The organism is Enterobacter sp. WP_7_1 (assembly GCF_003688535.1).
Taxonomy (GTDB): domain Bacteria; phylum Pseudomonadota; class Gammaproteobacteria; order Enterobacterales; family Enterobacteriaceae; genus Enterobacter; species Enterobacter asburiae.
In genome coordinates, this window is the sequence record NZ_REFK01000001.1 from 307,004 (window position 1) to 318,604 (window position 11,601).

Annotated in this window: 10 protein-coding genes; 1 reads left to right on the plus strand and 9 read right to left on the minus strand. The window is 58.5% G+C overall.

Going from position 1 to position 11,601, the window contains the following annotated elements:
- Positions 1-65 precede the first annotated feature (65 nt).
- The gene (locus BJ885_RS01505; protein ID WP_029741642.1) at positions 66-1,634 is read right to left on the minus strand and encodes an ABC transporter substrate-binding protein; all 1,569 of its coding nucleotides are present in this window, start codon (positions 1,632-1,634) and stop codon (positions 66-68) included.
- Between the two features lie 201 nt (positions 1,635-1,835).
- Between BJ885_RS01505 and BJ885_RS01510 the strand changes: the two genes are divergently transcribed.
- Positions 1,836-2,534, plus strand: coding sequence for a GNAT family N-acetyltransferase (locus BJ885_RS01510; protein ID WP_047648788.1), 699 nt, complete (start codon positions 1,836-1,838; stop codon positions 2,532-2,534).
- A gap of 33 nt (positions 2,535-2,567) precedes the next feature.
- Here the strand turns inward: BJ885_RS01510 and BJ885_RS01515 are convergent, their stop codons facing one another.
- The 8 genes from BJ885_RS01515 to betI all read right to left on the minus strand — a co-directional run bounded on the left by BJ885_RS01515 (position 2,568) and on the right by betI (position 11,508).
- The gene (locus tag BJ885_RS01515; RefSeq protein ID WP_121931027.1) at positions 2,568-4,262 is read right to left on the minus strand and encodes a thiamine pyrophosphate-binding protein; all 1,695 of its coding nucleotides are present in this window, start codon (positions 4,260-4,262) and stop codon (positions 2,568-2,570) included.
- A 33-nt stretch (positions 4,263-4,295) separates the two neighbouring features.
- Entirely contained in the window at positions 4,296-5,036 is a 741-nt protein-coding gene (locus BJ885_RS01520; protein WP_047648462.1) for an SDR family oxidoreductase, read from the minus strand.
- 329 nt (positions 5,037-5,365) lie between these two features.
- Complete coding sequence (locus tag BJ885_RS01525) at positions 5,366-6,013, minus strand: anti-sigma factor domain-containing protein (protein WP_121931028.1); 648 nt, start codon at positions 6,011-6,013, stop codon at positions 5,366-5,368.
- On the minus strand, positions 6,010-6,564 hold the full coding sequence (locus BJ885_RS01530) for an RNA polymerase sigma factor (protein WP_121931029.1): 555 nt from the start codon (positions 6,562-6,564) through the stop codon (positions 6,010-6,012). Before BJ885_RS01530 ends, BJ885_RS01525 begins: the two co-directional genes overlap by 4 nt.
- A gap of 43 nt (positions 6,565-6,607) precedes the next feature.
- Positions 6,608-7,171, minus strand: coding sequence for a fasciclin domain-containing protein (locus BJ885_RS01535; protein ID WP_023334833.1), 564 nt, complete (start codon positions 7,169-7,171; stop codon positions 6,608-6,610).
- A 585-nt stretch (positions 7,172-7,756) separates the two neighbouring features.
- On the minus strand, positions 7,757-9,421 hold the full coding sequence (gene betA, locus BJ885_RS01540; protein ID WP_121931030.1) for a choline dehydrogenase: 1,665 nt from the start codon (positions 9,419-9,421) through the stop codon (positions 7,757-7,759).
- A 13-nt stretch (positions 9,422-9,434) separates the two neighbouring features.
- The gene (gene betB / locus BJ885_RS01545) at positions 9,435-10,907 is read right to left on the minus strand and encodes a betaine-aldehyde dehydrogenase (protein ID WP_121931031.1); all 1,473 of its coding nucleotides are present in this window, start codon (positions 10,905-10,907) and stop codon (positions 9,435-9,437) included.
- Positions 10,908-10,920: 13 nt separating this feature from the next.
- Entirely contained in the window at positions 10,921-11,508 is a 588-nt protein-coding gene (gene betI / locus BJ885_RS01550; protein ID WP_059346312.1) for a transcriptional regulator BetI, read from the minus strand.
- Positions 11,509-11,601 lie beyond the last annotated feature (93 nt).

Genomic DNA, 11,601 nt, shown 5'->3' on the forward strand with positions numbered 1-11,601 from the left:
AACATTATCCTGAAAATATGCACGGACGACCCCCTCTCCCTCTGGAAGAGGGAGAAGGAGAAGGGCTACTTCGTTACGCGATCGTACCAGACCATATCCGCGTTCAGCCCCTGCTGATACCCCTTCACGTTATCGCGCACCACGATCTGGGTTTTACCCTGATCGACGAACACATACGGCGAACTCTGCTGCAGCTGCTCCTGCATCTTCTTGTACAGATCCAGACGCTTCGCCGGATCCGGCTCGGCTACCGCCGCCAGCGTGGCTTTGTTCAGCTCCGGGATTTTCCAGCCGTTCAGCCCGGCCACGGTGCTGGATTTGCCGTCGTTCCACGCAAAGGCGCTGGCGTTAGAGTGCGCGTCGAAGTAGTCCGGGATCCACAGACGGATCGCCGCCTGATGCTGCTTCGCGCGCACGCGGGCATAGACCTGGCTCCCGGCGGCAGGCAGCAGATCGACCTTCACGCCGCCCTGAGCAAAGCTCGCCTGCATCGACTGGGCGATGGTGATAAACGGCGGCTTGTTCTCCACGTCCAGCGTGAAGTGCGCGTCTTTAATGCCCGCTTTGGCGAGAATGGCTTTCGCTTTTGCCGGGTCAAACTTAAACGGGTTGTCTTCCAGCGCGCCCGGCAGGCCGACCGGCAGGAAGCTCTGATGAACAAAGTACTGGCCTTTCAGCAGATTTTTGGTGATGCCCTCATAGTCCACCAGCCAGCGCGAGGCTTCCCAGAACGCCGGGTTGTTCAGCAGCGGGTTGGCGCTGTTGCCGGTGTTAAACACCAGGTAATTTTGCTCGGCGGACGGAATGCTCAGCACCTTAACGCCCGGCTTGCCGTCCAGGGCGCTTATCTGATCTGCACCCAGATCGCGCGCCACGTCCGCATCACCCTGCTGGATCAGCAGGCGGCGCGAAGCCGGGTCGGGGACGTTTTTAATGATGATGCTTTTGAGCTTCGGCGCACCGCCGGGGGCGGAGTCGTTGGCTTCCAGCACGATAGCCTGATGCGGCTGATAGACGCGCATTTTGAACGCTCCGCTGCCCGCCGAGTGCATTTTCAGCCAGGCGTTACCGAAGTCATTATCCTTCACGTTTGCCGCGACCTGCTTTTCATCGACGATGGAGGCAATCGGCGTGGAGAGAATATTCAGCGCCACCGACGGGCTAACGTCCGCCGTCCAGTGAAGCTGGAGGGTATGGTCGTCCACTTTTTTCAGCTGGCTGGCAATGTTGCTCGCGTCCCAGCCCAGCACGTTCAGGATGAATGCCGGGGATTTGTTCAGCGTCACGGCGCGGGTGTAAGAGAAAATCACGTCTTCCGGGCGCAGCGGGTTGCCGGAGGCGAATCTGGCATCGGGCTTAAGTTTAATCGTCAGCGTTTTTGCTGCCGCGTCCGCTTCCCAGCTTTCTGCCAGAATCGGGGTGATTTTTTCCGGGTTATCGCGGTCCGGCTGTACCAGGCGCTGATACAGGCTCGGCACGGTCTGGATGCTGGAAAGCTCGTTGGCTTCGGCCGGGTCGAGGCTCACGATGTCATCAAGTCCCTGAGCAACAACCAGCGTGTTGGGCGGAGTAGCGGCGTGGACAGCGCCTGAGAGCGCAGCCAGCACCAGTAACGGCAACAGTTTTTTCGTCATAGCGATCCCTGAGAAGAATATATTGTGATTGTTTTATGCTCCGCTACGTTAGGTCGACTCTTAAATTCCGCAAAGTCGAAATTCAGCTTTGCTTATATCTTGCGGGAATATCGCATGCGCTTGGGCTATTAAAATACGCTGCTTTTCGCCCGCTTTTTAACCTGCTATAACAAACTCCTTACCTTTCAGGGAGTCACCGCCGTGCCCGAAATCAATCAACATGGTCAAACCGTTAACGATATCGTTCCAGACTGGAGAGGCGCGCGCGTATTAACCCGCACGCCGCTGTTCGGCCAGTATTGCCGCCTGGAGCCGCTGGATGCCGATCGCCACGCGGCCGATCTCTATGAGGCCTACGCGCTGGGCGACGACAGCGACTGGACGTGGCTTGCCAGCACGCAGCCAGCGAGCGTGGAAGCCACTGCGCACTGGATCGTGGCTAAGGTTATGGACGATGAGCTGGTGCCGTTTGCCGTCATTGATTTACGCACTGAACGCGCGGTGGGGCTGGTGAGCTATATGGCTAACGAGCGGCTGCTGGGGTCGGTGGAAATTGGTCACGTGACCTGGTCGCGCAAGATGAAAGGAACCCGGATGGGTACCGAAACGGTGTGGCTACTGCTGAAAAATGCGTTTGAGCACGGCTACCGGCGCGTCGAGTGGAAGTGCGATTCCATGAACATTGCGTCACGCAATGCGGCGGAGCGGCTGGGATTTGTCTGGGAAGGACGCCTGCGCCAGAAGCTGGTGCGCAAAGGGCGCAACCGCGACAGCGATATGCTTTCTATTATTGACCGCGAGTGGCCGCAAAGAGACGCCGAGCTGCGCGCCTGGCTGGCGGCAGAGAATTTTGACGGGGAAGGGCGGCAGATTAAGCGGCTTGAGGCGTTTCGGTTATAAGTGTTTTATGTAGGGTACATCTGAAACGGTCGATCAATCTGCGGAAATGGCAATTTCAATCAAATTGGTTTTTCCGGACTGTAGCCCCTGCGTCACCGCCGTGGCGATATCCGCGGCCTGGGTCACCCGGCAGCAGCGGATACCCATCGCGGCGCCCAGCGACTGGAAATCAATTCGCGGGTTAATCAGATCCATCCCGATAAAACGACCCAGCTTTGTCGAACTGTAGCCCGGCTGTCCTTTCATGAAGTTTTTCAGGATGTTGTATTCCAGGTTATTCATCACGATAAAGGTGACGGGCAGATTTTCGTGCGCCGCCGTCCAGAGCGCCTGCGGCGAGTACAGGGAGGCGCCGTCGCCAACCAGACACACAACCGGCTCGCGCCCCAGCCCCAGCGAGTGACCGACTGCTGCAGGCATTCCCCAGCCCAGACCGCCGCCGCGCATAAAGTAATAGCGCGGGTGCTGCTGGTCGGAGATAAACCGGCGAACGTGTCTGGCCGTTGCAATCGCCTCGTCGACAATCGTTATGCCAGGCGGAACGGACTTTATCACCTCGTAGGCCGCGACCATCGGCGAAATCGCCGGGCGCAGCCGCTCGGCTGCCAGGCGTTCTTCCTGCAGTTGCCACTCTTTTTCACGTTCAGCGCGTGCCGCTTTGAGCAGCCGCTGATGCGTCAATTTGCTTGCCACCCGGCGTTGCTCAAGCTTCGGCAACAGTTCCTTCAGGGAGAGTTTTATATCCCCCATCACCGAGAGACGGGTGGCGTAGGTGCGTCCCAGCTCGTTCATATCCGCCGAGAGCTGATACACCGCGCAGGTTTCCGGAATGGCCTCGCCCTCGCTATACAAAATGGTAATCAGGCTTCTGCCGCCGATGATAAACACCGCATCGTAGGCATTAACGACGCTGGCGATTTCATTTGCGGTGGTGGGCATATTGCCGCGCCAGAGCGCGTGCTGCGTGGGAAAGGGAAGGTTCAACGGCCAGGAGGAGCCGTAGACGTGGGCGCCGAGCGCTTCAGCAAGCTGGACAATCTCCTGCGTCGAGCCGCTGGAGTGAACTTCATCCCCCGCCACAATCATGATCCTGCCGGGCGTAACCTGGCTCAACTCTTCGGCCAGTTCGTCCAGCGAGCCCGCCACGGTGTGGTAGTTCACTTTAGAGGCCGTTTGTATCCCGGCGTCGCTCAGTTCTTCCATCACGTTCATTGGCAGGGATAGCAGCACCGGACCCGCGGGAGGGTAGCTGGCGGCGTGAAAGGCGCGGCGCACAAGAACCGGGAGCTGATCGGCGCTGGTGACCTCCTGCGCCCATTTCACCACCGGCGATCCAATGGAGACAATGTCATCGTACAGGAGCGGGTCGCGCACGTAGTGCCGCGTGTCCTGTTGCCCGACGGTGACAACCAGCGGCGTTTTCATGATCCGCGAATTAATGAGATTCCCCATGCCGTGCCCAAGACCGCTGGCGGTATGCAAATTGATAAAACCGGTCTTGCCGGAGGCTTTCGCGTAGCCGTCGGCAATGGCGACCACGCTGCTCTCCTGGAGTGCCAGAATATAATGAATATTTTCATGGCGAAGAAGTGCATCAATGAGCGGAAGTTCGGTGGTGCCGGGGTTGCCAAAAATATATTCCACACCTTCACTCTCCAGCACTTCAAGGAGAATATCAGCACCCGATCGCATATTTAAATCTGATGTGGACGTTAATGATTTAATCATAATGACACCTTATTCAGCGTTATTTAACTCATGCTAAAATTCTTCCTGCGTAGGACGGACAATTATTTCATTTACATCAACGTCGCCAGGCTGTTCGATAGCAAATAAGACGGCTCTGGCAATCGACTCTGCCGGAATAGCCTGCTTATAAAATTCATGCAGGAACTGTTTGCTCGGGGCATCAGAGCTGCCAAACTGCAGCTCGCTTTCAACGGCGCCGGGGGAAATAAGGGTCGTCCGAACGGTTTTCCCCGCTTCCTGACGTAAGCCTTCACTCAGGGCGCGGACGGCGAATTTCGTGGCGCTGTACACCACGCCGCCGGGGGCAAGGACCTTGATACCCGCCACGGAGGCCACGTTAATAAAGTGTCCGCTCCCCTGACGCTGGAATACCGGGAATGCCGCTGCGATACCGTACAGCACGCCTTTGATATTGGTATCGATCATCCGGTCCCACTCATCGGTTTTCAGCTCGCTGAGGGGGGCAATCGCCATAAAGCCCGCGTTGTTGATCAGCACGTCGACGCGCTGGTATGCGGCGACGGCTGCGTCAATCGCGCGCTGAACCTCCTCCTGTCGGGTCACGTCCGCCTTCACGGCAATCGCCCGGCCGCCCTGCTGAATAATGCGATCCACCAGGGCGTTAATTCTCTCCAGACGACGGGCAACCAGCACCAGAGAGAAAGGTTTATTTGCCAGATGAAGGGCAATGGCCTCACCAATACCGCTGCTGGCACCGGTGATAACAACAACTTTGTTTGCACTATTATTCATGATCTTATCTCACTGTTGTGTGATTCAAAAAAATAAAATGCAGAGCAGGATTAAAGAATGATGACGAATTCTTTAACCCTTTTTAAAAATATATTGTATATATCAAATTAAATAGCATTCGATTTAAACTTAATGGAGTTGCAGGGAGAGTGTCAATAAAGTTTCAAATAATAAAATTCATTGCGGTGCTAATATTTAATTCTTATATGTAACAGTCAATATTATGTACAGGATTGAGTATTGAAAAATCTCTCTTTTCTTATCACGCGGGCGTAAATCCGGGGAAGGCAGATTAAGAGGCGCGCGGCCCTGCGAACAAGGCCGGAGGATTAAATCTTGCCGCTGTACAGCACGGGGCCGGTGGGTTGACCGGTGGGTGATCCCCCCTCAGGTTCAAGGCTTATGGCTATCATCGCGTCAGGGGTAAGGGTGTTGTTCCTGAGGGCAACATGAGTCGGTATATCACTTTGCAGCAGCCCAAGGGATATCGGGGCCTTCCCGGCAGGAATAAGCCAAAGCTGCAGGCTGTTTTGCGCCGCGACAGCGTTCGGTCTGAGAGGGGTGATGCTCAGATACTGGCGGCGGGCGTCTGTACTGACGACCCACTGTCCGTGCTGTTGGGCATCGTTGAGCACCATCAGCGGTGCGAGTTCCGGCGGGCGGGTGGTATACCAGGCTACCGCGCTAACGGCGGCGATGCCGGCCGCGACCATCCAGCCGAGATAAGGCCGGCTTTGGCGCAAAGGCTTTTTCGGCGGCAGTTCGAGGGCGATCCGCTTCCATACTCTTTCGGGTGGGGTAACGGGCGCGAGATGGCTGTCGAGCGTGCAGAACGTCTCCTGCCAGTACGCCACGCGGGCGGCCAGACCGGGCTCAGCGGCAAGTCTTTTCTGGAACTGAAGCCGCGCCCCTCCGCGCAGGGTACCGAGGGCATACTCCGCAGCCAGCATGTCATCGCGTTTTTCGCTGTCATTCATAGGCCCACGCACTCCCGAAGATGATCCATCGCGCGGCGGATCCAGCTTTTTACCGAGCCCACGGGCTGCTGGAGCCAATCGGCAATGTCGCTGTGGGACATGCCCTGATAGTAGGCGAGCGCAATGCTCTGGCGCTGTTCATGACTCAGATGATCCAGACAGTGCCTGAGCCGTGCTGCCTGCGCGTCGTCGTGCCAGTTGTTTTGCTCATCGTTTTCGCTAAGCAGACTCTCTTCGGAATACGACTCCTCGCGGGCGGCAGCCCGGGTTTGCCCGCTGCGTAGCCAGTCAATACAGCGGTTGCGAACAATATGCGTAAGCCAGGTCATCGGAGAGCTCAGGGCGGCGTTATAGGTTTCGGCTTTACTCCAGACGGTGACAAAACAGTCGTGAAGGATCTCTTCTGCCCAGGCGCGATGATGAAGCATGCGCAGCGCGACGGCAAACAGGTGAGGCGATGTGAGTCGGTAAAGTTGTTCAAATGCGCGGCGATCGCCGTTAGCGATCGCCTGCATTAATTTCAACTGCTGTTGAGCCAGCGCGTTATCCATGTTTTTCCCGGAAGGCAACGTCACACTTCCGAAGTATAGACAACTACTTAGGCATCAGGACGGTATCAATCACATCGATCACGCCATTTTTCTGATGGACGTCATAGGTGCTGATGTTCGCCACGTTACCTTTGCCATCCTTGAGCTGAATATTGTGCGGGCCGTTACTCATGATCCACAGCGGTTGACCGTTAACGGTTTTCAGCTCCGCGTGGCCGCCGCCCTGTTTAATTTTCTGCTCCAGCGCTTTCATATCGTAATTACCCGCAACCACGTGATAGGTCAGGATACTGGTGAGCAGTGCTTTATTTTCCGGCTTCACCAGATTGTCCACCGTACCCGCAGGCAATTTTGCAAATGCCGCATCGGTGGGCGCAAAGACGGTGAATGGCCCTTTGCTCTGCAGCGTATCCACCAGCCCGGCCGCTTTAACCGCCGCCACCAGAGTGGTGTGATCTTTTGAGTTCACAGCGTTTTCAACAATGTTTTTGCTCGGGAACATTTCCGCTCCGCCCACCATCACGGAGCCTGACGTCATGGCCGCTGATGCGCCTGCACAGAAGAGTAAAGCGCTGGATACGAATGCAACACTGAGTAGCTTTTTCATCATTTATCCTCGGATTAAGGAGCAAAGGCGTTGCTCACATACTCACATACGAGGACAGAGGGGAAACTGGATGCAGGCAAATGAAAATAAATTTTTGGCGGGGTAGGTTAATCCCCTATGGGGCTGAGGGGGCCCCACAAAGTAATGCCAGCACGGAACAGTCCCCTCGCCCCTCCGGGGAGAGGGTTAGGGTGAGGGGAACATACAGCTGTGGTGGTCATTCCGTTCACTTTATGTTCCTTGCTACTCTGTAACACCGTAACCGGTGAACGTGCCAGGGTGGCTCAGTCGCCACCACCCTGGCGACCCGGGCTCCCGGCGGTAAATCGCCGCTTCGCGGTGCCCTCGGCGTATTCCTTCCGGCTTATCGGGGACGGGCGGAGGTAACGTCCCTGTAAAGCCCGCCCTCTCGGCGCATCCATGCGCCTCGCCCCGGCCGGAAGGCAAACGCCTCAGCGATTTACAGCCGGACCAGGGCATCGCTGAAAGGCTTCAGTCGTTCTTAAACAACATTATTACTGCTGCTAAAAATTACTGGGGATCCCTCAGCCTATGGGGAGAGGGCCAGTGTAAAGAGAAATATTTTCAGCGTCGAACCGGCGCCCCGTTCGCCACATAATACGCCGCCGTGCTCTTCGCCAGCGGCTCGCGCCCGCGGATCGCGTCGGCAATCTTCTCGCCAATCATAATGGTGGTGGCGTTCAGGTTGCCGGTGATGATCTGCGGCATGATCGACGCATCCACCACGCGCAGCCCTTCCAGCCCGTGAACGCGGCCTTCGCCGTCGACCACCGCCATCTCGTCGTAACCCATCTTGCAGGTGCCGCACGGGTGGAAGGCCGTTTCGGCGTGGTTACGCACGAATTCGTCCAGCTGCTCGTCGGTCTGGCACTCGACGCCCGGGCTGATTTCGCGACCGCGATATTTGTCCAGCGCGGGCTGGTGCATGATCTCGCGGGTGATGCGGATAGCGTCGCGGAACTCCTGCCAGTCCTGCTCGTGTGACATATAGTTGAACAGGATCGCCGGATGCTGGTGCGGATCGCGGGACTTGATGCGCACGTGGCCGCGGCTCGGGGAGCGCATGGAGCCAACGTGGCACTGGAAGCCGTGCTCTTTTACCGCGTTCGAACCGTTATAGTTAATCGCTACCGGCAGGAAGTGGTACTGAATGTTCGGCCATTCGAACTCTTCGCGGCTGCGGATAAAACCGCCCGCTTCGAAGTGGTTGCTCGCGCCCACGCCGGTGCCGCCAAACAGCCACTCGGCGCCAATCTTCGGCTGGTTCCACCACTGCAGGGCAGGGTAGAGGGAGACCGGCTCTTTGCATTCGTACTGGAGGTACATCTCCAGGTGATCCTGCAGGTTTTCGCCCACGCCGGGCAGGTCGTGCACCAGCGGGATATCGAACTGCTTCAGCAGCTCCGCGTTGCCCACGCCGGAGCGCTGGAGGATCTGCGGGGAGGCAATCGCGCCCGCACACAACAGCACCTCTTTATTGGCCGTCGCTCTGGACGGGATAGTGCTTTCGCCCTCCAGCCACTCGACGCCCACCGCGCGCTTGCCGTCAAAAATAATATGATCGGTCATGGCGTGAGTGCGGATGGTCAGGTTCGGGCGCTTTTTAGCCTGGTCCAGATAGCCGCGCGCGGTGCTGGCGCGTCGGCCCTGCGGCGTGACCGTGCGGTCCATCGGGCCGAAGCCTTCCTGCTGATAGCCGTTGAGATCCTCGGTGCGCGGGTAGCCCGCCTGCACGCCCGCCTCCACCATCGCCTCAAACAGCGGGTTCACGCCCGGTTTCGAGGTGGTGACGCTCACCGGACCGTCGCCGCCGTGGTAGTCGTTCGGCCCCACGTCGCGCGTCTCCGCCTTGCGGTAGTAGGGCAGGCAGTTGAGGTAGCTCCAGTGCTCAAGGCCCGTTTCTTTGGCCCAGTTGTCGAGGTCCATCGCGTTACCGCGGATGTAGCACATGCCGTTGATCAGCGACGAGCCGCCCAGCCCTTTGCCGCGTCCGCACTCCATGCGGCGGTTGTTCATGTAAGGCTCTGGCTCGGTTTCATACGCCCAGTTGTAGCGCTTGCCCTGCAGCGGAAACGCCAGCGCGGCGGGCATCTGGGTGCGGAAGTCAAAGCGGTAGTCCGGCCCGCCCGCCTCAAGCAGCAGGACGGTCGTATTCGGATCTTCAGTCAGTCGCGTTGCCAGCACGTTGCCGGCAGAGCCGGCCCCGATAATGATGTAGTCAAATTGCAAATAAACCTCCCGGTTAAAATATGGACTGGAATTTACCCATCTCAACCTGGATGGACTTCACCTGGGTGTAGCTCTGCAGCGTCATCACGCCGTTCTCGCGGCCAATGCCGGAGTGTTTGTAGCCGCCGACCGGCATCTCTGCGGCGGATTCACCCCAGGTGTTGATCCAGCAGATGCCCGCTTCGAGCTGATGAATGGCGCCGTGCGCGCGGTTCAGGTCGGCAGTGACGATGCCCGCCGCCAGACCGTAGTCGGTGTCGTTGGCGCGGCGAATGGCTTCTTCTTCGCTTTCATAGGTGAGGATGGACATCACCGGGCCGAAAATCTCTTCGCGCACGATGGTCATCTCGTCGGTGCAGTCGGTGAACACGGTCGGGGCGACCCACGCGCCGTTATCGAAGCCTTCGCCTCTCAGCGCGTCGCCGCCGCACAGTACGCGCGCGCCTTCCTCTTTGCCTTTGGCGATGTAGCGCAGCACGCTGTCGCGGTGCGGGAAGCTGACCATCGGGCCGAAGTTGGTGCGTTCATCGAACAGATCGCCCGCGCGGATGCGGCCCACGCGCTCGACGATTTTCTGCTCAAACGCGGCCTTGAATTTCGCGGGCACGAACACGCGGGTGCCGTTGGTGCACACCTGGCCGGAGCTGAAGAAGTTCGCCATCATGGCGATGTCTGCCGCGAGATCCAGATCGGCGTCGTCGAAAATAATCAGCGGGGATTTACCGCCCAGCTCCATCGTCACCTCTTTCAGGGACGAGGCCGCCGAGTTGGCCATCACCTTTTTGCCGCTGGCGACGCCGCCGGTGAAGGAGACTTTGGCAATGCCCGGATGCTCGGTCAGGTACTGGCCGGTCTCCGCGCCCACGCCCGGCAGGACGTTAAATACGCCGTCCGGCAGGCCCGCTTCGGTGTAGATCTCGGCAAGCTTCAGGGCGGTGAGCGGGGTGACCTCGCTTGGCTTGAAGATCATTGCGTTGCCCGCCGCCAGCGCCGGGGCGGATTTCCACAGGGCGATCTGGATCGGGTAGTTCCACGCCCCGATGCCCGCCACCACGCCCAGCGGCTCGCGGCGGGTGTAGACGAACGAGGTCTCACGCAGCGGGATCTGGCTGCCTTCCAGCGCCGGGATCAGCCCCGCGTAGTACTCCAGCACGTCCGCGCCGGTGACGATATCGACGGTGGAGGTTTCGGAATACGCTTTACCGGTGTCGAGGGTTTCCAGCTTCGCCAGCTCATCGTTGCGCTCGCGCAGGATATCAACGGCGCGACGCAGAACGCGCGAGCGCTCCATGGCGGTCATCGCCGCCCAGATTTTTTGTCCGCGTTTTGCGCTTTCGACGGCGCGGTCCACGTCTTCGCGTCCGGCGGCCTGTACGCTCGCCAGGACTTCACCGTTGGCCGGGTTGATGGTCTCGAAGGTGCGACCGCTGGTGGCGGAGGTATAACCACCATTGATATAAAGCTGCTGTTCTGCCATTCGGGACATAATTTCTCCTCGGTTATTCGGTCGGTAAATGCTGGCTGATGAAGTGGCTGGTGAGCGACTGCGCCAGGGTTTTATCCAGCGGCTTGCCGCTCAGCGCGGCGCGCAGCCACAGCCCGTCGATCAGCGCCGCCAGGCCGTAGCCCGCCTCTTCGGCCTGTTCGCGCGGCAGCTCGCGGCGGAACTCGTACACCAGGTTCGACAGCAGACGACGGCTGCTCACCTGCTGCAAGCGGTAGAGCATCGGCTGATGCATGCTGCTCGCCCAGAAGGCCAGCCAGGCCTTCATCGCCGCACTGCTGGTCTGGGTTTCATCAAAATTGCCGCCGACAATTGCCTGCAGGCGCTGCTCCGCGCTGGCGTTCGGCAGGGCGCGTAAGCGGCTCAAAACCGCGTCGCGCAGCTGGCCGGTGATGTCGCGCATGGTCGCTTCCAGCAGACCGTTTTTGTCTTTGAAGTAGTGACTGATGATCCCCGTGGAAACGCCCGCCCGACGGGCGATCTGCGCGATCGTCGCGTCGTGCATTCCCACTTCATTTATTGCTTCCAGCGTGGCGTCGATAAGCTGCCTGCGCCGGATCGGCTGCATCCCCACTTTGGGCATTTTTGCCACTCCATTCATCAGCGTTGGTAATACATTAAAGCGGTTTTTGATTGGACGTTCAATATAAAATGTGTCTTAATTGTTGCGGATTTG

Excerpts from the sequence above, each read along its gene's own strand:
- BJ885_RS01505 (WP_029741642.1), bottom strand. The coding sequence starts at position 1,634 with ATGACGAAAAAACTGTTGCCGTTACTGGTGCTGGCTGCGCTCTCAGGC.
- BJ885_RS01515 (WP_121931027.1), bottom strand. The coding sequence starts at position 4,262 with ATGATTAAATCATTAACGTCCACATCAGATTTAAATATGCGATCGGGT.
- BJ885_RS01520 (WP_047648462.1), bottom strand. The coding sequence starts at position 5,036 with ATGAATAATAGTGCAAACAAAGTTGTTGTTATCACCGGTGCCAGCAGC.
- BJ885_RS01525 (WP_121931028.1), bottom strand. The coding sequence starts at position 6,013 with ATGAATGACAGCGAAAAACGCGATGACATGCTGGCTGCGGAGTATGCC.
- BJ885_RS01530 (WP_121931029.1), bottom strand. The coding sequence starts at position 6,564 with ATGGATAACGCGCTGGCTCAACAGCAGTTGAAATTAATGCAGGCGATC.
- BJ885_RS01535 (WP_023334833.1), bottom strand. The coding sequence starts at position 7,171 with ATGAAAAAGCTACTCAGTGTTGCATTCGTATCCAGCGCTTTACTCTTC.
- betB (WP_121931031.1), bottom strand. The coding sequence starts at position 10,907 with ATGTCCCGAATGGCAGAACAGCAGCTTTATATCAATGGTGGTTATACC.
- betI (WP_059346312.1), bottom strand. The coding sequence starts at position 11,508 with ATGCCCAAAGTGGGGATGCAGCCGATCCGGCGCAGGCAGCTTATCGAC.